Genomic DNA, 22,525 nt, shown 5'->3' on the forward strand with positions numbered 1-22,525 from the left:
GGTGGTGTAGGTGACCGCTCAGACCCGCGAGACGTGCACGGTCGTCACCAGGTCGGCCTCGACCCTCGGTTCGGCCACGGACAGGTCGACGTAGAAGACCGGGTGCTCGAAACTCCCGCGCCCGACGTCGAACGCCCCGACCTCGACCAGGAGCGTCGGGTCGTGCACCAGCTCGGCCGCGCCCCGCTCGCCCTGCACCAGGACCCGCCCGGGGCCGGCCACCTGCGGTCGGACCTGGCAGATGTGGCGCTGGGTGAGGCGCACCGGTGCCTGCGCGAGCACCTCGTCCCGCACGGTCACGCTCGCCCCCGCTCGGGCCACCGTCCGGACCAGGCGGGTCAGAGCCGGGTGCGGGTAGGCCGAGGTGAGGTCGACCACGAGACGCTCGCCTTCGCCGTCGGACTCCGCCGCGAGTACCTCGGCCCGGGCGCGGGCCCCGTCCTGCTGCCGGACGCCGTCGAGCAGCGGGACCGGGTGGCCGTGGGACCCGGCGGCCGGGTTGTCGTAGCGCTGCGGGCCGAAGTACTCACGGTCGTAGATGCCGCGGCCCGCGTCACCGAGCAGCGGTTCGCCGTCGAGAGCGATCGCGAACGAGCCGAGATCGTTGTGGTTGTGGGGTTCGGCGTTGTCACCGGCGCGGGCGGCGAACCCGATCGGGCTCCGGGATCCCTGCGGAATCACCAGCCACTGGGCGTCCGGGTACCACAGCGGCCGTTCGGGGGTGTCGGCGAACGGGTCGTCGGCCAGGGCGGCCGGTAGCCGGCACAGTCCGTGCAGGGCGAGTGCCCATCGCCCGCACTCGTCGATCAGCGCCGTGTCCGCGACGCCGGGGTCGGGCCGGCCCACCTGCCCGTATCGCCGGGCGGTCGCCGCGACCAGGCCAACACTCACCGTGTCGGTCGGGTGGGTGTCCGCGAACGGGACGACCACGCCACCGGTGAGGAACGCCCGGCTCGGCCAGCGTGCCGCCGCGGCGGCCCGCGGGGCCTCGCCCTCGGGGTCCGGGCCGATCGCGGCGTCCAGGGCCTCGGTCGCCAGCAGGTAGTAGCCGAAGCCGTAGTTCCAGTACCCGAAGCCCTCCACGCAGACGCCGTCGTCGCCGTACCCGTCGAGGGACCGGCGCAGGCTGGCCCGCAGTCGCGGGGCCATCGCGCGCACCCGGTCCTCCTCGCACAGCTGCAGGGCGGCCAGGGCGACCGAACCGGCACACACCGCCGCCCAGTTGCTCGCGGCGTCCTCCCACCAGAACGTGTGGCTGGCGTAGGAGTCGAGGACCCGCCTGCGCACGTGCTCGCGCGCCGAGGCAACCACCGCCTCCGGGAGCCGGCCGGCCAGCAGCGTCGTGATCTCCGCGAGCGCCGAACCGGTCTCCGCGGCGAACAGGTCGACCACCAGGCCGGGCGGCACCGTGGCCGCACCGGCCAGGTGGGCCGGCAGTGCCCACTGCGGCTCGGTGCAGATCGCCTCGATGGTGGCCGCCAGCTCGCCGACGTCCTCGGCCGGGTCCAGCAGCGCCGACAGCGCGAGCGCGGCCAGCCGCCGACGGCGCTGGAAGTACAGGTCGCCGTGGTGCGCACGGTCCCCGGTTCGTTCGTACTCGAGATAGACCGACGGCGGCAGCTCGCTGATCGGTTCGGCTCGCAGAGCCGTGGCGTGCGCACGCACGCCCTCGACCTGGGGGATCGAGGCGGCGTGCGTCCGCAGGCGCGCCCATACCTCGCCGTCTGCGGCCGGGCCGAGCGCCCGTGCGGTCAGTGTTGCGTCCATGGCTGCTGATGTCATGGGTTCCTCCGAAGTCATGGGCTACTCAGGTCGATTCGCGTTGGATCACGTCGGCCGCGGGGAAGACGAGGTCGGTCGGAGCGGCCTCGCCCGCGATGCGGTCAAGCAGCAGGCGTCCGATCGCCCGGCCCTGAGCCAGGCCGTTGAGCGGGATCGAGGTCAGGGTCGGTGTGGTGAGCGAGGCGGCGTCGATGTCGTCGACCCCCATCAGAGCGACCTGGCCCGGCACGTCGACGCCCTCGCGCATCAGTTCCGAGAGCGCCCCGAGGGCGACGATGTCGTTGGTCGCGATGATCGCGTCCGGCGGTTCGGCCAGGCCCATGAGCGTCCGCACGCCCTCGGCGCCGGCCTCCTTCGTGACCTCGTTGTGCAGCACCAGCGCGGGTTCGACGGGCAGCCCCTTCGCGGCGCACACGTCCCGGTAGGCCTGGACCCGGCGGTGGCCGGGCCCCGACTCCTCACGGGTCGCGAGGAACGCGATCCGGCGATAGCCCCGCCCGATCAGATGCTCCGTGGCGTGCACACCGATGCCGTAGTCGTCGGTGGTGGCGGTGTCGAACCCTTCGCGCGCCCGCTCCCAGCCGCCGAGCCACACCACGGGCATGCCCCTGGCGAGCACGTCCCTGAGCTCGTCCGGGTGGTCGTAGTGGCCGGAGAAGGCGATCGCGTCGACCCGGGTCAGGAGTCGGTCGATCAGCGCGTGCTCGGAGCCGGCGTCCGCAGCGGAGTCGGTGACGAGGACGAAGTAGCCCTGATCGAGGACCGCCTGCTGCAGACCCCGGGCGATGTGCATGTTGAACGGGTTGGTGATGTCCGGCACCACCAGCCCGAGCGTGAGGGAGCGTTGCGTACGCAGACTTCTCGCCAGCTCGTGCGGCCGGTAGCCGAGTTCGTCGATGGCTGCGCGTACACGCGCGGCCGCCTGCGCCGAGACGGGCCGGTTGCCGGTCAGGACGTGCGAGACCGTGGTCGGGCTGACCCCGGCCGCGCGAGCGACATCGAGATTACTCACTCGCTTGGTGGCCATCGCAGCTCTCCCACCACGTCAGCGACCCGAGGTCGGCGACGCTCGGCGACGCCCGCCGGGGCGAGCACGTCGAGGGCGCCGTGGCCGGGGTGCACGAGCGGGGAACGACCTCATCGGGCGAACACCTCGAGCTGGAGCAGCGACGTAGTCCGGTCCGGCACGAACCGGAGCCTGGTCACGGTCCCGGCGGCGCCCGCGGTGCGGAACACGCGGGTCTGGGCGGTGCGGGTGAAGGGTTCCTCGGCGCGGACGTCGACGTCGCGCCAGCCGTCCGGGCCGAGCGCACTCAGGGTCCAGCCGAGGTCGCCGGTCCCGGCGAGCGTGACGGTCATCAGGTCCCCGAATTCGGCCGGCTCGGCGAGCTCGATCTCTACGGCGGTGCCGGCGTCGAGGTGGACCGGCCCGGCCGCGAGGTCGTCCACCAGGCCCGGGTGGGTGCTGTGTGCGCCGGCGGTCACGTCCCGCAGTGGTTCGGTGAAGCCGTGGACGGCGGAGGCGGAGACCGGTCGGGAGCCGGCCGCCCAGCCGCATGGTTCCTCGGCGAGCTCGACCTCGATCCGCGCGCCGCGGGCGAGCACGGAGTGCGGCACGGAGATCTGGTGCCAGGGCTCGCCGTCGATCGTGACCGACCGGATGAACCGGCCCCCTTCACCGGGGTTGGTCACCACGATCTCGACCGTCGCACCACCGGCCGGCCGCAGCACGGTGCGGGCCACCCGGGGCGGGGTCAGCACCCAGGTGCCCGATGCCGGGACCAGGGGGTACAGCCCGATCGTGGTGAGGATCCACCACGCCGACATCTCACCGTTGTCCTCGTCGCCCGGATATCCCTGGCCGAGGTCGGACCCGACGAAGAGCCGGTCGAGGGCGTCCGCGATGACGGCGTGGGCGTCGTCGTGGCGGCCGGCGTGCATGTACATGAACGGGATGTGGTGGGCGGGCTGGTTCGAGAGCGCGAGCATCCCCATCCGGCAGTCCCGGGCCTCGGTCATCTCATGGATGACGTCGCCGTAGGTGCCGGCGTTGCGGGGCGAACCGGTCTCCGGGCGGGCCAGGATCGCGTCCAGGACGGCGCCGAGACCGGCTTCGCCACCGTGCAGCGCGGCAAGGCCGGCGCCGTCGTGTGGCACCGTGACGGCCGTGCCCCACGCGTTCGTCTCGGTGTAGTCGTGCCCCCACTGGTCGGGGTCGAAGCCGGAAGCCGGGACCCGCCAGCCGCCGTCGTCGTCCCGGCCCACGAAGAACCCCCGGTCCGGGTCGAACACCTCCCGGTAGAGCAGCGAACGCCGCTCCAGCCATTCGCACTCGGCCTCGACCTGCGTGCGCTCGCCTCCCTGCGGCAGTCCGGCCGCGAGCGTGCGCCCGATCCGCGCGGCCGACCAGTCGTTGAGGGCGGCGTCCAGGGTCCAGGACATCCCCTCCTCGACGGCGGTGCTCACGAAGGAGCGGAACAGCCCGGGGTGCAGGCCCTTGCGTCCGACCCGTGCGTCCGACGGCGCGACGCTGGCGTTCGTCAGGGCGCTCGCGTAGGCCTGACGCACGTCGATCCCCGGAACGCCGTAGCCGATCAGGTCGGCGAGCACCGTGTCGCTCGTGGTCCCGGTCATGCAGTCGGCCGGAGACGGCGCGCTCCAGCGCGGCATCCAGCCCGAGTCCAGATGATGTGCCACGAACCCCTGGGCGGCGAGTCCCGCCGTCGTCGGCGTGAGCAGCCCGAGCAGCGGCCACGCGGTGCGGTAGGTGTCCCAGAACCCGTTGGTGGCGCTGTACCAGCCGGAGCCGGTCTCGGGGCGTTCGCCGAGTTCGGGGGCTCGCACGGACGGCGTCATCCGGCTCCCGTACACGCTGCGCCACGTCGTGGCGCCGTCACCGGTCGGCTCGTCCTGCCGGGTCGGGTACAGACCCAGCCGGTACAGACCGGACGCGAGCGCGATCTGCTGATCGTCGGTCGCGCCGTCGATCTCGACGGTCCCGAGCAGCGCGCGCCAGGCGGCCGCGGCCTCGTCGGCGAGTCCGTCGAAGCTCCCGACGCGGGCCACGTGCGCGGCGGCGGTCCCGTCGTCGACGGTGGAGAGAGCGACCAGCACCGTGACCGGCGTGCTCGGGGAGACGGCGATCCGGCCGCGCAGGTGCCCGTCGGTGACGCTCAGGTCGTGACCGGATGCAGCGGGTACCCGGACGTGCACGTGGTGCGGCGGTGCCCCGGCGCGCATCTGGTCGGCGTCGTCCACCAGGAGTCCGGTGACCACGACCGCTTCCTGTTCGGTGGTGATCGTGACGTCCCGCATGGTGCCGAGGTGGTCGAGGACGATCGCGGCGTCGCTGCCGGCCGGGAAGGTCGAGCGGACCGCCATCACCGAAGGTCCCGCGGTCACCTCGATGCCGATACCGCCCTCGAGGCCGGCCGCCCACACGTGCGGCCGGTCGGTCTCGGTGGCGTGGTCGAACGCCAGCGACCGCTCGGCACGCTCGTTCGAACTACCGGTGGTCGGCATCACCTGGAAGACGCCCCGGTCGCCGATCCACGGGCTCGCCAGGTGTGATGTGGCCACCGCCTGCAGGGTGGGCCGCGGGTCGCCGGGCCGGCCGTCGTGCCAGCTGTAGATCCACCGGCGGGAGCCGGCGTCGGTCATCGGGACGGCGTACAGGCACCCGTGCGGAACGCCGACCAGGGGCGCGGTGTTGCCCCGAGAGAACGCGCTGGTGCTCTGTGAGCCGCGGGTGGTGCGGACCCGTTCGAGGGCATCGTCCGGCAGCGGGGTCACGGGCCGGAGGTCGACGGAGTCCAGGTGGATCACGAGCTCGCGCCGCGGGTTCGCCCGGACCACGAGTTCGACGGCCGTGATGGTCCGCCCGACGGCGGCGTCCAGACCGACCCGGCGCAGGTTCCACTGGTCCACCCAGGTCCGCCGCGCCGCCGCCTGCGCGTCCGGGGTGAGGCCGGCCCCGTACTGGTCCACGGCCCCCAGTTCCGAGAGCCGCGTCCCGTCGGCAAGCACCAGATCGACCGCGACCGCGGTACCGGCCCACAGGTCCTCGAGGTGAGGCAGCTCGGCGGCGTCAGCGACGCCGTCGGGCAGTCCCTGCGGGAGCACCGCCCAGGCGAGCTCGGCGCCGGCGGTGACCACCTGCCCCACCAGCGGGTGCTCCAGCGGGAGCCGATGCAGGCCGTCCCCGGCCGGCACCCGGGCGCGCCACGGGACCGGGCTGGTCAGTCCGACGCCGGAGCGGCCGGCGACGACGTGGGACGGGGCGGCGCGATCGAGCACGGAGGGTGTGTCACCACTCGGCATGGTTGCCGTCGCGCTGCTGCCACCGCGCGAGCGGGACGTCCTCGGGGTTCGCCGCCCAGGCGCGCACCCGCTCCTCGTCGACCTCCACACCGAGCCCGGGCCGGGTCGGGCGCAGCAGCGCCCCGTCGGCGTACCGGAACGAATCGGCGTCCACGATCGACAGGAACGGGTTCACGCTCCGGTCGTGCACGCTCAGCTGGCACTCCTGGAAGACCACGTCATGGCTGGCGAACCCGACCTGCACGCAGGAGGCGAGCGCGAGCGGTCCGGTCGCGCAGTGCGGAGCGAGCGCGACGTCGTGCACCGAGGCCACGGCGGCGATCCGCATGGCCTCGGAGATGCCGAAGCAGTGGGACACGTCCGGCTGCAGGAGCGAGATGCCGAGCTCCAGCACCGGGGCCACCTGCCAGCGGTCGTAGAGTCGCTCACCGGTCGCGATCGGGATCGTGGTGGAGCCGGTGAGCCGGCCCAGTTCGTGCTGGTACTGCGGCGCGACCGGCTCCTCGACGAACGTGGGCGCGGTGTGCTCCAGGGCGGCCAGCAGCCGCTTCGCCGACGGCGCACTCAGGCGCCCGTGGAAGTCGATGGCGAAACTGCGCTCGTCCCCGAGGACGTCGCGCAGCGCCTCCATCCGAGCCACCTCGTTGGCGATGCCGGCCGGGTTCTCGAACCGTTCCCGCGGCCCACCCGGGGCGGTCTTGACCAGCCGGTAGCCGGCGTCGACCAGTTCGGCGGCCCGCTCGCGCAACTGCTCGGGGGTGTCGCCATGGCAGGGCGCGTAGATGGTGAGGGTGTCCCGCACCGGGCCACCCAGCAGCTCGTGCACCGGCAGGCCGGCGCGCTTGCCGAGCAGGTCCCACAGGGCCTGGTCCACCCCGGCGACCGCGGAGCCGAGCGAGGGTCCACCGCGGTAGAACCCCTCCTTGACCATCCGCTGCCAGAGCCGCTCCACGTGGGCGGGCTCGCCGATGAGTTGCGGGGTCAGTTCCTGCACGGTCCGCGCGACGCTGTGCGCACGCCCCTCGAGGACCGGCTCGCCCCAACCGACGAGGCCGTCATCGGTCTCGATCCGCACGAGTGCGAACCGGGTCGAGAGGACGAAGGTCTCCACCGAGACGATCTTGGCTTCGGTCATCGTTGCGCCTCGCTGCGCTGCACCACGGGTCTCTCATCTCCTGGATCGGGGGCGTGCGGCCAAGTCTGCCCGACCGGCATCGCCGACCATGACGCAAATCGAGTTGGAACGGAATCCAACCAGCCGGCTTCACGCGCCGTCAAGGCGTGCTCCGAGTGATTGGTGGACTGGGTGAATGCGCCGCAGTGACTTCGGGCATGCCGATCAGTGGATGACCAACTCGGGCAGCAACGCCCACGCGTCAGCCCGGGCCGGCGCCACCACCGACTCCTCCGCCCCGACCCACGGCCACCGCACCCGGGTGCCCACGTCGGCCCACCCGCCGACGGCGGCGAGGAACTTGTCGAGCGCCGGGTCGCCAAGGCCGCGGGCGGCCAGCGGCGCGACGTGCGCCGCGAAGAACTCGGCGATGCGACGCTCGACGTCCGCTGCGCCGTCGGGGTCTGTCTGCATCTGCCGCCACCAGGCGGCCGCACCCCGCGGCGAGAGGGCGGCGATGTTGGAGTAGCTACCGTGGGCGCCGCGCGCGAGGCCGGAGGCGAGGCGGTGCCCGGGCACGAACAGCGCGCACCGGCCGGCCAGCGAACGCATCCGGGCGAACCAGGCGTCGTCACGGTCGAGCGTCTTGATCCCGATGACGGCGGGCACCTCGGTCACGATCCGCGCGAGCAGGTCCGGGCCCACCTGGGTCTTGGCGTGCGGCGGGCTGTAGAGCACGAGCGGGACCGGCGCGGCCACCTGCGCCACCCGGTCGAGGAAGCGCAGCACCTCGGCCTCGCTCAGTGGGATCCAGTCGGGCAGGATCACCTGGATCGCGGCCGGCTCGAGATCGCGGGCGCGGCGCACCCGGGCGAGGGACGCGTGCGCCAGCGGGTGGCTGGCTCCGATCTGGAACGGCTTGCCGACGGCGGAACTCGCCGTGGCGAGGACGGCGTTGACCTGGTCGTACTCCGCCTCGGTCAACGTGTGGAACTCCCCCGCGGTGCCGTGTGCATAGACCCCGTGCAGGTCACTGCGGGTCAGAAAGTCCACCTCGGCGCGCAGGCGGCCGGGGTCGATCCCATCATCGGGGTCCAGCGGCAGCAGCACGGTGCCCCACACCCCGCGCAGCTCACTCGCGCTCATCGGCGTAGCCATCAGTCCTTGATCCCGCCCTCGGAGATCCCGGCCACCACGTACTTCTGCAGCAGCACGAAGATGACGATGATCGGGATCGCGATGATCGTGGAGACGGCCATCAGGTTCGTCCACTGAGTGCCGAACTGCGCCACGAACCGGTTCAGCACCACGGTGATCGGCTGGATCGCGTCGCTGGTGGCCAGGGTCAGGCCGAACACGAACTCGCCCCAGGTCATCACGAACGTGAGGGTGGCGACCATGACCAGTCCGGGCTGGACCAGCGGCAGGCCGATCTTCCAGAACGCCCGGAAGCCCGTGCACCCATCGAGCAGGCCGGCGTCCATCAGGTCCTGCGGGATCGCGAGCATGTACGGGCGCAGCATCACCACCGCGAACGGCAACGCCAGGGAGGTGTTCGCGATGATCAGCCCGGCGTAGGTGTCCACGAGGCCGTAGTCGCTGAAGATCGCGAACATGGGCAGCGCGAGGCTGATCGTCGGCAGCATCTGCGCGGCGAGCATGAGCAGCATCACGACGCCGTTGACCCGCAGGCTGAACCGGGCCAGCCCGTACGCGGCCGGGACCGCGAGCGCGAGGGTGAGCAGGAGCGTCGGGATGGTGATGATCGTGGAGGACCAGATGCCCTGCAGCACCGCGGAGTCACCGAACACGGCGTCGCGGTAGGCGGCGAGCGTGGGCGGGTTCGGCACCAGGTCCGGTGGAGTGTTGAACACGTCGCCGGTCTCCTTCAGCGACGTCGCCACCATCCAGTAGACCGGGATCAGGTAGACCACGGCGACGACGAGCCCGGTCAGGGACAGGCCGAGGGTGCGGGTCCTCACAGCGCGTCCTCCTTGCGGGTCGCGCGGAAGTAGAACAGGGCGAGCACGGTCGGGATGACCAGCATCAGGGTGTTGATGGTCGCGCCGCTGCCGAGCTCGAAGTTCACGAACGCCTCGTTGTAGGCGAGGATCGGCAGCACGGTGGTGGCATCCCCCGGGCCGCCCTTGGTCATGATGAAGATCGTGTCGAAGGTGCGGAACGTGTAGATGAACCCGAGCAGCGCGACCACCAGGGACACCGGCCGCAGCAGCGGCAGCGTGATCGCCCGGAACCGGGTGCCCGGGCCGGCGCCGTCCAGGCTGGCCGCCTCGTACAGACCCTTCGGGATGTTCTGCAGCCCGGCGAGCAGGAGCAGCATCGCGAACGGCGCCATCGTCCACGCGGTCGCGAGCACCACGGCGACCAGGGCGGAGCTGCCCTGGCCGAGCCAGAACACCGGTGCGTCGATGATCCCGACGGACATCAGGGCGTGGTTGACCAGCCCGTAGGAGCCGTCGAGGATCCACCGCCACACGTTCGCGGCCACCACCGAGGGCAGGATGTACGGCAGGAAGATCGCGGCCCGGACGGCGTTGCGGCCGACGAACTTCCGGTTGAAGAAGACCGCGAGCGCGAGCCCGATCACGTACATCAGCGCGATCGTGGCGATCGTGTAGATCAGCGACACCCGCAGCCCGGTCCACAGCTCCGGGTTGCGCAGTTCCTCGGCGTAGTTCGCGAGCCCGACGAACTCGATGGTGCCGGCCAGGAACTTCTGGATCGGGGCGTCGTACAGGCTCAGCGAGATGTTGTAGTAGAGCGGGTAGAGCGTGGTCGCGGCCACGAAGACGACGGCGGGGGCGATGTAGGCGTATCGGCTCCAGTGCCTCGGGGGTCGACGGCGGGTGGTCGCCTTCGCGGGCGCGGTCGCCGCGCGAACGGTGGTGCTCATCGATCAGGCCAGCGCCTCGTCCGCCGTGGCCTGCGCGGCCGCGAGCGCGTCGGCGGGCGTGCCGGACCCGGACAGGCTGACCTGGAGGGCGTTCTGGATCCCGGTGAAGATCTCCGCGGAGACCGGTGCGACCTCCTCGTCCGGGGCCCAGGCGACGTCCAGCTGGGAGATGAACACCTGCCGGGTCTCGTCCGCCCAGATCTCGGCCTCGGCGGTGTCGGATCGGACCGGGAGCTTGTTGCGCTCGGGCAGGTATTCGTTCATCACGTCCGGCTGCTGCATCCAGGCGATCAGCTCCCATGCGGCGTCGGCGTTCGCGGAGTCCTTGGTGATGGTCAGGTTCTCCGCGGACAGGAAGGAGAACTGGTCGACGTCCGAGGGCATCGGCACCACGCTGAAGTCGACGTCGCCGGCCTCGGCGAGCGAGGACAGGTAGGACGCGCTGTTGATCATCATCGCGGCGGTGCCGTTCTGGAACTGGAGGGTCACGTCGTCCTCGTTCCAGGTGAGCACCCCTTCGGAGATCGCGCCGGCGTCCTTCAGGCGCAGGAACGATTCCATCGCGGCGAGACCGGCGTCGGAGTCGAGTTGGCGGCTGTCTCCGCCGGCGGCCAGGAACCGCAGGATCCACGCGGTGGACCCCTCGACACCCTCGATGCCGCAGAACACGAGGCCGAAGTTCTGGCCCTCGGTCACTGCGGTGGCCACGGCCTCGAGCTCGGTCCAGGTGGTGGGTGCCTGCTGGCCGGCCGCCGAGAGGGTGGCGTTGTTGACCCACAGGGAGTAGGTGTCGGCGACGTGCGGGACGGCGTAGGTGGCGCCGTCGAAGGTGGTGGTGGCCATCGGCCCGGAGAAGTACTGGTCGCTCTCGCCCCACTCCTGCACCCGGTCGGACAGGTCGACGATCATGCCGGAGTCGGCGAACAGGGCAGTGTCGAAGGCGTTCACGAGTGCGACGTCCGGCAGGTCACCGGATGTGGCGGACTGCAGCAGGGTCCGGTTGAAGTCGCCGAACGGGATCAGCCGCGGCGTCACCTCGACACCGGTCTCCTCGGTGTACCGGGCCAGCAGTGCCTCGATCGGCGCGGTGGCGCCGCCGCCGTAGTAGTGCCAGAAGGTCAGGGCGCTGCCGTCCCCGGTCTGTTCCGCTTCCTCGGCGGCGTTGCCGCCGCCGGGGGTGCAGGCGGCGATCGCGCCGAGACCGGCCGCGCCGAGGCCGCCGATCAGGAGGCGCCGGCGGGTGAGGTTGAGGTGATCGACGATGTTCACAACAGCTCCTTTGCATGGTGGCGGCAGCGAACTGCGCCGGTGAGTCAGTGTCCGGATGGGGTGAAGAGTTCGGGGTGCGCGGCGAACAGGGTGCGCACGCGAGCGGCGCCGTCGGCGTCGAGGTCGTGCAGGGGGTGGCGGGAGTGGCCCATGGCGAAACCCTGCAGGCGCAGCAGTTCGCGCAGCGTGGGCAGCACCCCGGTGGCGACGAGGTCGCGGACGTAGTTCGAGACGGCGACCTGGGTGGTGCGGGCGGCGTCGTAGTCGCCGGTGCGGAACTGCTCGAGCAGGCGGATGAACAGTTCCGGGGCGGCGTTGAACGTGGAGCCGATCGCGCCGCAGGCACCGGAGACGAAGCCGGCGAGGGCCACCTCGTCGTGCCCGTTCCAGATAGCCAGTCGGCCGTCGCCGATCCGGGCGAGCTGCTGGAGCCCGAACATGTCCAGGGAGGTGAACTTCACCCCGGCCACGTTCGGCTCCTCGGCAAGCGCGGCGAAGAACTCCACGCTGAGGTTCACCCCGGTGCGGCCGGGGAAGTTGTAGGCGACGAACGGCACGTCGCAGCCGCGGGCGACGGTGCGGAAGTAGTCGAGCTGTTCGGCCGGGGTGAGCGGGACGCTCGGCAGGATCGCCGAGACTGCGTCGACCCCGGCGGCCGCAGCCCGGTTCGCCAGGTCCAGCGTGAGCCGGGTGGCGTTCGTCCCGACGTGGGCGATCACCGGCACCTGCCCGCCGGTCTCGGCGACGACCACCTCGATGCAGGCGAGCCGCTCCTGCGGCGTCTGCATCACGCCGTCGCCGGTGCTGCCGCCGACGTAGAAGCCGGCCACGCCGCGCTCGAGCAGCGCCGCGGTGAGGCGACCCAGTTCGGGAAGGTTCGGTGCGCCGTCGTCCAGGTAGGGCGTCAGCAGCGCGGGGACGATGCCGTGCGCGCGCTCGAGTGGGTGAGTCATGGGTGGTGCGATCCCTCCTGGGATTTTCGTCCGGCCTCGATGGGGCCGGCGGGTGGTGATGCGGAGCGTCAGTCGGTGGGCCGCATGAGCCGGTCGAGCCGGTAGTCGATGTCGACGAAATGCTGGTCGAGCGCGGAGACGGCGTCGCCGCCCTGGCGCAGGGCCTCGACGATGGCGCGGTGCCGGTCCGCGAGGTCGTGGTACTGCAGCGGCGGGAGCTCGGCCTGCATGCGGGACATGAGCGTCCAGAACATGTCGAGGACGTCGAGGATGAGGTCGTTGCCGATGGCCTCGTACATGGTGCGGTGGAAGAGCCGGTCCTGCTCCGGGAAGGCCAGGCCCTGCTGCTCGAGGTCGACCATCTCGTCGACGATCGCGTCCAGGCGCGCCAGGGTCTCCTCGGAGATCCGCGCGGCCACCTTCGGGATCAGGCCCCGCTCGAGTGCCGCCCGCAGCTCCAGCAGCTCGTTGAGCTTCGCGCCGTTCGCGATCATCCGGTAGGGCAGCAGCCGGATCACCGGGGAGAGGGAGAAGTCCTGCAGGAACAGGCCCTTGCCGGCCTTCGCGTAGAGCACCCCCATCGACTGCAGGCTGCGAGTGGCCTCGCGCAGGGACCCGCGGCTGACGTCCAGCTGCACGGCGAGCTCCCCCTCGGAGGGCATCGCGTCATCAGGGCCCAGGCCCTGCTCGGTGATGTACTCCAGGAGCTGGGCCTGCACGGTCTCGAACAGCATCGGCTTCGACACGTTCCGCAACCTATCAGATATCTGACAGGTCGCCACGGCGGTACCTTCGACCCATGAGCGAAGCCACCAGCAACCCGCCCCTGCCCCGCACGCTCGAGGGACGCCACGTCATCGTCACCGGCGGTGGCGTCGGCATCGGGCTCGGCATCGTCCGCCGCTTCGCCGCCGCCGGCGCCCGCGTCGCGCTCACCACCCACTCCCGCTCTGCCGACGACGTCGTCGCCCAGCTCGCCGACGAGGGCCTGGACGTGCTCGGCCTCCGGTTCGACGCCACCGACAGCGAGCAGGTGACCGCCGCCGTCGACCTCCTCGCCGACCGCCTCGGCGGCCTCGACGTGGTGGTCAACAACTCCGGCGGACTCCTCGCCCGACACACCATCGCCGAGACCTCCGACGTCCACTGGGACGCCGTCTGGCGGGTGAACGTCTCCTCCACCTTCTACGTCAGCCGCGCCGCCCTGCGCCACCTCGGCGAGGGCGGGCGCATCATCAACATCTCCTCCCTGGCCGGCTCCAACGGCGGCGGCAACGGCTCCGCCCCCTACGCCACCGCGAAGGCAGCCGTCGACGGCTTCACCCGAGCACTGGCCAAGGAGATCGCCCCACACGGCATCACCGTCAACGCAATCGCCCCCGGGCTAATCCTGGACACCCCGTTCCACGAGACATTCACGCCGCCGGCCGACCAGGAGAAGACGATCGCCTCGATCCCCGTCGGGCGGGCCGGATTCCCGGACGATGTTGCTGCGGCGGCCGAGTACTTCGCGCGGGATGACTCCGCGTTCGTCACGGGGACCGTGCTCGACCTCAACGGTGGGGTGCACTTCTCATAGACAGGATCACTCCACCACGCCGTGCGCGCAGCCGTGTCGCTGTGATCACCGGGGCCACCACCCGTCCCGCGCCCACCCACGGTAGACCTGAGTTTCAGCGCCTCGGTATATTTACCTGGCGATCATATGTCGACGCCTGTGTGACAGAGTGATCCAGTGACCAGCCTTGGGACGTTCGACCTCGTTGACGGAGATTTGGCGAAGATCACCGACATCGCCGCCGTGACGCTCACCGCCGTGCACCGCGCCGGCCAGGTCAGAAGGGCACGCCTGCCTAGCCTCACTGGTCGCTCCCGCTCGGCTGTTGCCGAGGCCGTCGCCGAGTTGGAGCGTGTCGGACTGATCGAACAGGGAGCGCCGATCGCTTCGCGTCGCGTGGGGCGCCCCTCCCCGACGATTCGCGGAACCGATGCGTTCTTAGCCGCGGCGGTCAATCCCGACACCGACGGCCTGCACCTGAGCCTCTACACGATCGGAGGCACGGTCGTCCGACGGTGGTTCGAACCCTCCGAGACCATGCTCTCGCCGCAGGGGACGGTCGAAACGGTGAGCCGCCTCCTCGATCGGGCGATGCAGGATCGACCGGATTCACGTCTGGTTGGCATGTGCGCGGCGATTCCGGGCTGGGTGAACAAGGAACTCCAGCGAGTTGAGAGCGCGCCGCATCTTGGCTGGGGTGAGGTACCGCTGGCGGAGATGCTCGAATCGGCAACAGGAGTCCCGACGAGCCTCGTCTACGACGCCATCGCCGGCCTGGCGGCCGAGCGCCTTTGGGGTAGCGCGCGCGCGACCGAGAACGCCGTGTACTTCTACGGCGGCCCGGGCGGGATCGGCGCTGCCGCCCTCGTCGACGGGCACCTGCTCTCGGGCGCACGCGGCCACGCCGTACGACTGGGTCACCTGATCGTTGCGACATCAGGGCCGAAGTGCACGTGTGGCGCCGTCGGCTGTCTGACCAGCCTGGTCTCGGCGCCCCAGATCGAGTCCGCTCTACGCAATCGGGTGAGTAGCGACCGGGGTGACGACCCGTTCGAGGCCACGTACTACTACGTCGCCCGCGCCCTCCGGCTCGCCGTGCACACCTTCGATCCCGAGCTCGTCATCCTCGGTGGATTTTTCGCCACGCTGCTCAACGAAGACCGACTCCGGCTTGAGAATGCGCTCCGTGCTACGGGCAGCGTGGAGAGCGATTCCTTCCCGGTTCTCGTGACGCCGCAGCTCGGCGGTGACCACGTCCTCGCTGGAGCGAGCCACTTCGCGTTCACCGACCTTCTGGCCGACCCTACGTTCGTGCACTCACCCGCTGATCACACCCACTGACCAGTCGCTCGCACGGCCTCGGCAGAGGGCTATATAGTCGTCCCGTGAACATATACCCTGGTCGATCGGCGCAGCAGCGCCCGGGTGACACGTCATCGGATCAGACGGCTACCCTGCAGGCGAAGCCCGACACACGCCGCAACCGCGAAGGTCGCGTGACTCGGTGAACACCCTCGAATTCAAGGTGGAGGCTGTCCGCCGTCCGAACGTGGACGTCCTCGTGGTCGGCGCTGGACCGGCAGGTATCGCGGCAGCAGTGTCCAGTGCCAGGAACGGGGCGAAGACGCTGCTGGTGGAGCGCTACGGCTACGTCGGAGGAAACCTCACCGCAGGGCTCGTTGGACCGTGCATGACCTCCTACAGCCTCGATGGGCGCCATCAGTTGATTCGCGGGGTTTTCGAGGAGCTCGTGCTGCGGATGGAAGCCAATGGAGGCGCCATCCACCCTTCCAAGGTCCCCGCCAACAGCGCCTATTGCGGTTACATCACCTATGGCCACGACAAGGTCACGCCGTTCGATGCTGAGGCACTCAAGTGGGAAGCAGCGGCCATGTGCCAGGAGGCCGGCGTAGACCTTCTGCTCCACTCGACGATGGTCGAGACGCTGACTTCTGGGGATCGCGTTACCGGCATCGTTGTCGCCGGCAAGTCCGGCTTCGCGGCGATCCAGGCGGGGGTCGTGGTGGACTGCTCCGCAGACGCCGACGTCATTGCGCGCGGCGGTGGTGAGACCCGCACCGGTCGTGACTCGGATGGGCTCACGCAACCCATGACTCTGTTCTTCCGAGTTGGCAACGTCGACGACGACGCAGTCGAGACGTATGTGAGGCAGGCGGGCGAGACACGTCCCTTTGCCTCCGTGATCGAGGCCGCTCGCGCCGAGGGCCGCTACAGCATCCAGCGGCGAGGAATCGGCATATACCGCACGCTTCAGCCTGGTGTGTGGCGAGTCAACACCACGCGCGTCCAGGGCGTCGACGGCACCTGTGTGGACGACCTGACGCGTGCAGAGGTGGAGGGTAGGCGACAGGTGCAGGCGCTGATGTCCTTCTTCCGAGATCGCATCGCGGGTTTCCGTGATGCTGTCCTGATCGACACCGCTGCGACGATCGGAGTGCGCGAGACCAGGCGGATCGCTGGGGTCTACACGCTCACCCTTGACGACCTCACCACGGGACGAGAGTTCGACGACGTCATCGCGCTCTGTGGCTATCCGGTCGACATCCACAGTCCGACGGATGCGGGCGGCAGGTTGGAAGAGGACCCCACGGCGAACGTCTACCAGATCCCCTATCGCGTACTCGTTCCGGCCCGGCTCGACGGCGTCCTCGCCGCGGGACGGTGTGTTTCCGCGACTCATGAGGCGCTGGCGGCGATTCGGGTGATGCCTCCGGCGTTCGCGATGGGCCAGGCAGCGGGAACGGCGGCGGCTCTGGCCACCCGGTACGGCATCGCGCCCCGAGACGTCGATACCCGAGAGCTTCAAGCACTCCTACGAAACGACGCCGCCTACCTCGGCGACAGGTAGTTCATGCTCGTGCACGAGCACCTCAACCGAGCGCTGGCTGGGTGAACATAGTCCGCAGCGCATCCGTGGTGGCAGTTGCTATGAAGAGGCGCCGGCACAATTCGTGGCAGTTGGTTTGGGCCGTCGTCAGATACTCATAACGCCACCAGAACCAGGTCGTCGGCGGCGAGCGAATAGCCCAGACTGGCGGCGCGCTTTCCGGTAATGGCAAGCGAGATCGTGTGCGCCCCGGCAGTACGGAACCAGTGCTCACCGATGTCGAGCACGCGCCTTTGTTCGGTGGTTGCGTACTGGTCCACAACCGGTCCGATCGGGATTGCTGAGCCGTTCACGTAGGCCTGGAACTGACCACGGGTGTTGTGCGCTTTGCCGCCCAAGCGTAGTCGGAACCGACCCGCGCGCGGAACTGTGACTTCGAGCGACAATGAGTCACCGACGCCGGCGGCTGGTGTGAATTTGACCCACTTGCCTCCGCTAGCGGAGCTGTCGACGTGTGAAGTCAGTACCCCGCCGCTGACGGTCGTTGGGAGGTCCTCAGCCTCGTACTCCCCGGAGATGACGTCGCCCGTGCGGACGAACCGGACCGCATCGGCGACGGTGAAACCGGCATCTCCACCGAAGATCTTGACGTAGTTGCTTGTGCCGCCGAGGAGGTCGTAGTTGCCCAACGTCATCCAGGCTCCACCATTGTTGCGTTGGTTGACGGTTCGGGTCGAGGGAGTACTTCCAGCGTGGCCGATCTCGATAGGAGCCGCGTCGGGCCGGTTAGCGTCGGCGGTCCACCGCATCATCACGTCATAGTGGCCTCGCTCACTGATGTACGGCGTCCACATTGCCCACATGGTTGGGTCCGCCCCCGAGCCGGCGTCTACAAGATAGTCCGCTCCGCTGTAGCCGGGCGTGTTCGTGCGCGACTGCCAGTTGGTGCTCTCCGCGACGAATCCAGCGTCGCTGTTGTCGACGATCACGTCAGTCGTAGTCGGCCGGGCCGGCGCGGAAACGATCGGAGCCGCACCGGGTGAGGCCGTGGCGAACCGCGCGCGTATAGTCCGGCCGTGGGTGTCTTCCAGTGACACCGCAACACGGATTGCTGGCGTGTACTGGAGTACCTGAACTTGGCTGTCAGCAGCCAGGAGACCTGTCGCAGCGTACTGCAGCTCGATCTCGATGTGCCCGCGGTTGAGGTGCGTGGGATCGGCGACGGCCAGTTCGAGCTCGCCGTTGGTCTCCCGTACTAGTACGGAGGAGCGCTGGTCGACGGTGATCGGACCAACGGTCACGGTCTGATCGGTCCAGAAGTTTGCCGCCACGATGCCGAGACTGGGCGCCTGAACGGCCTGCACTTGCGTCGTGTTGGCCAGAATATCCACACCGGGTGCGGCGGCATACGAGGCGGTCTGCGCCGCGTTCTTGCCGGGTAGCACATAGTAGGCGTAGGCGGCTGCAGTCGGCGCGACGCCGTGGTCGAGCCAAATGGTGAGGAAGTTGTTGGTGCACAGATTGGTCGGGGTGGTGCTGCGGTCGTTGATGTCGCTCCACCGCCCGGTGCGAGTCTCCCGCTTGGCGCTGATAGTGGCCCCGCCGGGAAGCACGTAGCCGATCCCGGCGCCGACGACACTGCCCTCCAGGTGCGCCCACGACGCCGATCGGGTCGCCGTCCAACCGAGCGCTGTCGGCTGCGCAGTGCCGTCGATGGTCAGCGGGTTGGTGCCTGCTGCGAGTAGTTTGCGGTTCTCCACGATGGTCTCAACCGCCTGCGCGGCGGATGATCTAATACCGGCGCCGAGGGCCACGACCTCCTCGTCGAACGTGAACCACGACTTCTTGGCAGCAAGGTCTACTCCGAACGGCCGATGTGACATTCCGTTGGCACCGTAACGGCCGGAGATTTGTGCGCCACCAACCCAGACCTGGTCGCTGAACCGTCGCGTGGTGGTGGTGGAGCCGCTAACTACGGTGGTACCAGGCAGTCGCATCGGGTCGACAGTCGGCCAGTAGTCGCCGCTGTAGTGGCCTAGGTCGCTGTTGTGCAGTGACACGACACCGTCGGCGGTGTGCCATCCTCTAATGTTCTCATTGTTGATCATTTCGAAGTTGTGCACCCTGGTAGAGTGCATGCTGATACCGATGGCGAACTCGCTGCGGCGGGCGACTGCGCGCGCCATCGACGGATACTGAAAATAGCCGACCTGCTCAGGTGAAGGGGCGATCAGCGGGTCGTCGAGTATGGCGCGCAACGCCTCAATCTCCGGGATCCGGGCGGCGGATTCGGTGAAGTAGTCACTGTAGGTGTCAGATTGAATCACCCGCTTGACCAACCGACGGACGTCATTTGCGCTGGCTGTGTCCAGGAAGGCGCTGGCCTGTACCAGGGCAGTGACCAGCGTGTGCCCGGCGAGATGATCCTGTGCGGTGTTGCGACTTATTTCACGGCCGCGGACCATGTCGAGCAGGCTGCCGCGGAATAGGAACGGTGCGTATGCGATTCGCGCCCAGTCGGCAAGGTTGGCGCGGTTGGGGTCGACGACCTCCCAGGTAGTGCCGTCCAGGAGGGCGATCAACTCACCGATCTTCTGATACATCTGCACCCCGTAGCCGCCGTTGTAGGGGATGAATCGGTGGTAGAGGTACGAGCCGTCCGGATGCATGCCGTCCTCGCTGTCGCTGTAAGCCAAGGGCTCGCTTAGTGCGTTGCGGACGGCAGTGAGCTTGGTGGAATCCTCCACGATCGCTGCCCGGATGCCGACGACCTTGCACATCGAGACTCGGTTCGCCGAGGTGGCCGCTGTCGGGGCGTACTCGGCGTGCAGGATAGCCGGATCGGGGCTGAACCGTTCGACAGCCGCCAGGTAGGTGGTGCGGTCGATGCCAGGGGTCTGGTCGTAGACCAGGCAGAGGACGTCGTTGAGTGCGGTCGGAGCGCCGATCTCCCAATCCCACCAGTTGCCGTAGGTGGCTTGGGTGGTGTTGAACCGGTGATCGTGCATCCAGGCAAGCGCTCCGTGGATGGCTGCGAGAAGTCCCGCATTGCCCTGCAGGCTGGAGCCGTGCGTGCAGTACGCGGTCGCCATCGATCGCAGTCGGCTGTAGTTGGAGGTCACGTGCGCGGAGTTGGAGGTGCTGGCGAGATCGGTCCACAGGTACGTTCTACTCGCGGCAGTGTTGAGCGTGTCCCAGAAGGCCTGAGCCGTGCTGGTAATGTCCTCGATCTTGCTGGCGATAACCGGATCAGTCGGGTCGTAGTCGGTGCCGCCGGTGAGGTAAGTGCGCCAGCGCTGGCGCAACGCGGCAAACGCGATCGGATCGGCTAGCGCCGGTGCATCGATCCCGAGGCCTGTGCCCAGGATGCCAGTGCTAGCGCCGATCATTGCGGCGCGCAGGAACGTGCGTCGTTGCATCGTTGTTCTCCTCTTTTGTGGGGACAGAGCGAGATGCCCTACCGAATGGCGCTCATGCCGTCGAGCTGACGCCAGATGTCCTCCGGAATGGCAACCTCGAGCAGCTCGATCGTGCGTTCATAGTCGGCTCGGGACTCCATGCCGACGATCGTCGAGTCGATCCTCGGGTCACGAACCGACCACTGCAGCGCGGCCGCGACGATGGGTATGCCGACTCGCTCCGTCAGCCCTCCGATGTTGTCGACCGCCTGAAGGAGCTCGGGGGACGCCTGCCGGTAGCAGTACCGATCGGTCCGCCTCGGCCAGGTTGCCAAGGCGCCGCCGCCGTACGGGGCCGCGTTGTACACGCCCATGCCCCGCCTGTGAGCCTCGCCGATCAATTGGTCCGCCGATCGGTCGACCAACGTGTAGCGGTTGTGGGTGATAAGCACCTCGAACAACCCCGTGCGGACGAGGTCAAGCATCACATCGAGCTGACCGCCTGCCACTCCCAGACTTCTGATGATGCCCTCGTCGCGCAGTTCGAGCAGTGTGTCGATCGCCCCACCGGGCTTGCTGAGTTCAGCTACCGTCGAGTACTCCGGATCGTGCAGGAACAGGAGGGGCAGCCGGTCGACACCAAGGCGTTCGAGGCTCTCATCGACCGATTTGCGCATTCTGCTGGCCGAGAACTCGCCGCTGGCATAGTCGCGGTCCGCCTTCGTCTGAATGAGCACCTGACCGGTGAGCCCGACCGCCTCGCAGGCGTGCCGGACCCAGCGCTCGCTCTGACCGCGGCCGTAGTTGTTTGAGGTGTCGATGACGGTCACTGTTTCGTCTCTCGCGACGGCATCGATCACTGCAACGGCATCGTCAAGGGACGGCCCGGCACCCAACTCGTGTCGGCGCCATCGACCCGTGCCTACCGTGACGGCGCTGACCGACAGGCCCGTGCGCCCCAACAGCCTCGGTTCACGGAAGGACAGGGGCATCACTTCAGTGCTCATTCTCTCTCCGATGTCTGTCACCGCATGGCGGTCTGGGCGAGACCACGGTTCTGGGCCAAACCGTTCAACATAGCCATTCCAACGCCGCCACGACGAGTGCTTCAGTGCCCAGTTCGAGCGTGTCAGAAGGATCGGGCGCGAAAAGCGGTGAGTGATTCGTGGGAATCGGCCCGACCGGTTCGGGTGGCAGCGCGTCAACGTCGCGGAAGAGCGATGAGGTGACGCCGCCCAGTCCCCAGTAGCAGTACGGGGCTTCCAATCCGTCGGCGAGAGCCGCGAAGTCCTCGCTGGCGGCTTGGCGTGAGAGTTCGCGAACCTGCCCCCGCACCAAACTCTGTGCGAACGCCGACCCAAGGCGGTCTGTGACTTCTTGGTTATTGACGGTGACCGGGAACGTGTCGTGGTACTCGAAGAGGGGCTCACGGGGCGTCCCCGAGGCCGCGCACTCGGCGCGAACGATCCGCTCGACGGCCGCGAGAAGCTGGCTTCGACCCTGCGAGGAGTAACTTCGGAGGTTGATTTCCAGCGTGGCCCGATCGGGGATGGAGTTGCCGCTGACGCCGGCGTGCACGGCTCCCACCGAGAGGACCGAGAACTCCCATGGGCGCATCTCCCGGGCAACAATGGTCTGGAGCCGCATGATGATCGCGGCCGCCAGCACGATCGGGTCCACCGTTTCTTGGGGCACTGCCGCATGCCCCCCACGTCCAAAGACAGTGACCGCCACACTCGCCGCTCCCGACAGGACGGGGCCGGCCCGAAGGTACAAGCGCCCCGCCGGGAGTGCCATCACGTGCTGTGCGAACGCGACGTCGACTGAGCCGAGAAGACCTTTCAGGCCGTCTGTGAGCATGCGCCGGGCGCCCTCGCCGGTCTCCTCGGCAGGCTGGAATAGCACCACCAGGCGTCCCGACCAGAGATCTGGCCGGGTGGCCAGCAGCTCCGCAGTCGCCAACAGACAAGCCATGTGGACGTCATGGCCACACGCATGCATCACGGCGACTTCCACGCCGTCGGACGTCGCAACCTCATGACTTGCGTATGCCAGTCCGGTCGTCTCGCGCACCGGCAGCCCGTCGAGCTCTGCACGAATCAGCACGGTCGGTCCCGACCCATTGGCGAGGATACCGACGACGCCCGTGCCGCCGACATCGGCATGGACCTCGAACCCCGCGCTCTGCAACAACTCAGCGATGGTCTGGGCGGTCCGACATTCCTGGTTCGACAACTCCGGGTGCCGATGCAGCCACCGGTAGAGCTCCTCGATCCTCGGTCGAATCGTGGGCCAGTTCGCCATCACGGTCTGCGACGCGCCGCCGGTAGCGTGCGCGGCGGGACCTGACATCATCGCTTGCTTAGCGT

The 22,525-nt window shown here is 69.0% G+C and carries 16 protein-coding genes; 3 read left to right on the top strand and 13 right to left on the bottom strand.

Translation table 11 applies throughout. The features are described from left to right. Nucleotides 1-18 precede the first annotated feature (18 nt). The 10 genes from HALOF300_RS05855 to HALOF300_RS05900 form a co-directional block, all read right to left on the bottom strand. Nucleotides 19-1,782 (bottom strand): heparinase II/III domain-containing protein, encoded by a 1,764-nt coding sequence (locus tag HALOF300_RS05855; RefSeq protein ID WP_197522343.1) that lies wholly within the window; start codon nucleotides 1,780-1,782, stop codon nucleotides 19-21. A gap of 25 nt (nucleotides 1,783-1,807) precedes the next feature. Continuing rightward, on the bottom strand, nucleotides 1,808-2,809 hold the full coding sequence (locus tag HALOF300_RS05860; protein WP_156740017.1) for a LacI family DNA-binding transcriptional regulator: 1,002 nt from the start codon (nucleotides 2,807-2,809) through the stop codon (nucleotides 1,808-1,810). 110 nt (nucleotides 2,810-2,919) lie between these two features. After that, on the bottom strand, nucleotides 2,920-6,078 hold the full coding sequence (locus HALOF300_RS05865) for a GH92 family glycosyl hydrolase (RefSeq protein WP_156740018.1): 3,159 nt from the start codon (nucleotides 6,076-6,078) through the stop codon (nucleotides 2,920-2,922). Between the two features lie 10 nt (nucleotides 6,079-6,088). After that, on the bottom strand, nucleotides 6,089-7,237 hold the full coding sequence (gene dgoD / locus HALOF300_RS05870) for a galactonate dehydratase (RefSeq protein WP_156740019.1): 1,149 nt from the start codon (nucleotides 7,235-7,237) through the stop codon (nucleotides 6,089-6,091). A 204-nt stretch (nucleotides 7,238-7,441) separates the two neighbouring features. Further along, nucleotides 7,442-8,362 carry a dihydrodipicolinate synthase family protein gene (locus HALOF300_RS05875; RefSeq protein ID WP_197522344.1) on the bottom strand — a complete coding sequence of 307 codons (921 nt, stop codon included), beginning with the start codon at nucleotides 8,360-8,362 and terminating at the stop codon, nucleotides 7,442-7,444. Nucleotides 8,363-8,373: 11 nt separating this feature from the next. After that, nucleotides 8,374-9,198 carry a carbohydrate ABC transporter permease gene (locus HALOF300_RS05880; RefSeq protein ID WP_197522345.1) on the bottom strand — a complete coding sequence of 275 codons (825 nt, stop codon included), beginning with the start codon at nucleotides 9,196-9,198 and terminating at the stop codon, nucleotides 8,374-8,376. Next, nucleotides 9,195-10,130: a carbohydrate ABC transporter permease gene (locus tag HALOF300_RS05885; RefSeq protein WP_156740021.1), complete on the bottom strand. Its 936-nt coding sequence runs from the start codon at nucleotides 10,128-10,130 to the stop codon at nucleotides 9,195-9,197. The genes HALOF300_RS05880 and HALOF300_RS05885 overlap by 4 nt, the downstream gene beginning before the upstream one ends. 3 nt (nucleotides 10,131-10,133) lie before the next feature. Then, nucleotides 10,134-11,399: an ABC transporter substrate-binding protein gene (locus HALOF300_RS05890; protein WP_197522346.1), complete on the bottom strand. Its 1,266-nt coding sequence runs from the start codon at nucleotides 11,397-11,399 to the stop codon at nucleotides 10,134-10,136. A gap of 44 nt (nucleotides 11,400-11,443) precedes the next feature. Continuing rightward, nucleotides 11,444-12,352 (bottom strand): dihydrodipicolinate synthase family protein, encoded by a 909-nt coding sequence (locus HALOF300_RS05895; protein ID WP_156740023.1) that lies wholly within the window; start codon nucleotides 12,350-12,352, stop codon nucleotides 11,444-11,446. 68 nt (nucleotides 12,353-12,420) lie between these two features. Further along, on the bottom strand, nucleotides 12,421-13,098 hold the full coding sequence (locus HALOF300_RS05900) for a FadR/GntR family transcriptional regulator (protein ID WP_156740024.1): 678 nt from the start codon (nucleotides 13,096-13,098) through the stop codon (nucleotides 12,421-12,423). Between the two features lie 53 nt (nucleotides 13,099-13,151). On the opposite strand from HALOF300_RS05900, the gene HALOF300_RS05905 reads away from it, so the two are divergent. The 3 genes from HALOF300_RS05905 to HALOF300_RS05915 all read left to right on the top strand — a co-directional run bounded on the left by HALOF300_RS05905 (nucleotide 13,152) and on the right by HALOF300_RS05915 (nucleotide 16,779). After that, on the top strand, nucleotides 13,152-13,931 hold the full coding sequence (locus tag HALOF300_RS05905) for an SDR family NAD(P)-dependent oxidoreductase (protein WP_156740025.1): 780 nt from the start codon (nucleotides 13,152-13,154) through the stop codon (nucleotides 13,929-13,931). A 156-nt stretch (nucleotides 13,932-14,087) separates the two neighbouring features. Next, on the top strand, nucleotides 14,088-15,251 hold the full coding sequence (locus tag HALOF300_RS05910) for an ROK family protein (protein WP_156740026.1): 1,164 nt from the start codon (nucleotides 14,088-14,090) through the stop codon (nucleotides 15,249-15,251). 163 nt (nucleotides 15,252-15,414) lie between these two features. Further along, nucleotides 15,415-16,779 (top strand): FAD-dependent oxidoreductase, encoded by a 1,365-nt coding sequence (locus HALOF300_RS05915; protein WP_156740027.1) that lies wholly within the window; start codon nucleotides 15,415-15,417, stop codon nucleotides 16,777-16,779. Nucleotides 16,780-16,913: 134 nt separating this feature from the next. Here the strand turns inward: HALOF300_RS05915 and HALOF300_RS05920 are convergent, their stop codons facing one another. The 3 genes from HALOF300_RS05920 to HALOF300_RS05930 form a co-directional block, all read right to left on the bottom strand. Beyond that, nucleotides 16,914-20,177, bottom strand: a complete 3,264-nt coding sequence (locus HALOF300_RS05920; RefSeq protein ID WP_156740028.1) for a polysaccharide lyase family 8 super-sandwich domain-containing protein — start codon at nucleotides 20,175-20,177, stop codon at nucleotides 16,914-16,916. A gap of 38 nt (nucleotides 20,178-20,215) precedes the next feature. Beyond that, a complete protein-coding gene (locus HALOF300_RS05925) occupies nucleotides 20,216-21,163 on the bottom strand; it encodes an aldo/keto reductase (RefSeq protein WP_156740029.1) in 948 nt (315 codons plus the stop codon). Nucleotides 21,164-21,227: 64 nt separating this feature from the next. Next, the gene (locus HALOF300_RS05930; RefSeq protein WP_231955083.1) at nucleotides 21,228-22,508 is read right to left on the bottom strand and encodes an amidohydrolase; all 1,281 of its coding nucleotides are present in this window, start codon (nucleotides 22,506-22,508) and stop codon (nucleotides 21,228-21,230) included. Between the last annotated feature and the right edge of the window lie 17 nt (nucleotides 22,509-22,525).

This window comes from Occultella aeris (genome assembly GCF_902703175.1).
GTDB classification, from domain to species: Bacteria; Actinomycetota; Actinomycetes; order Actinomycetales; family Beutenbergiaceae; genus Occultella; species Occultella aeris.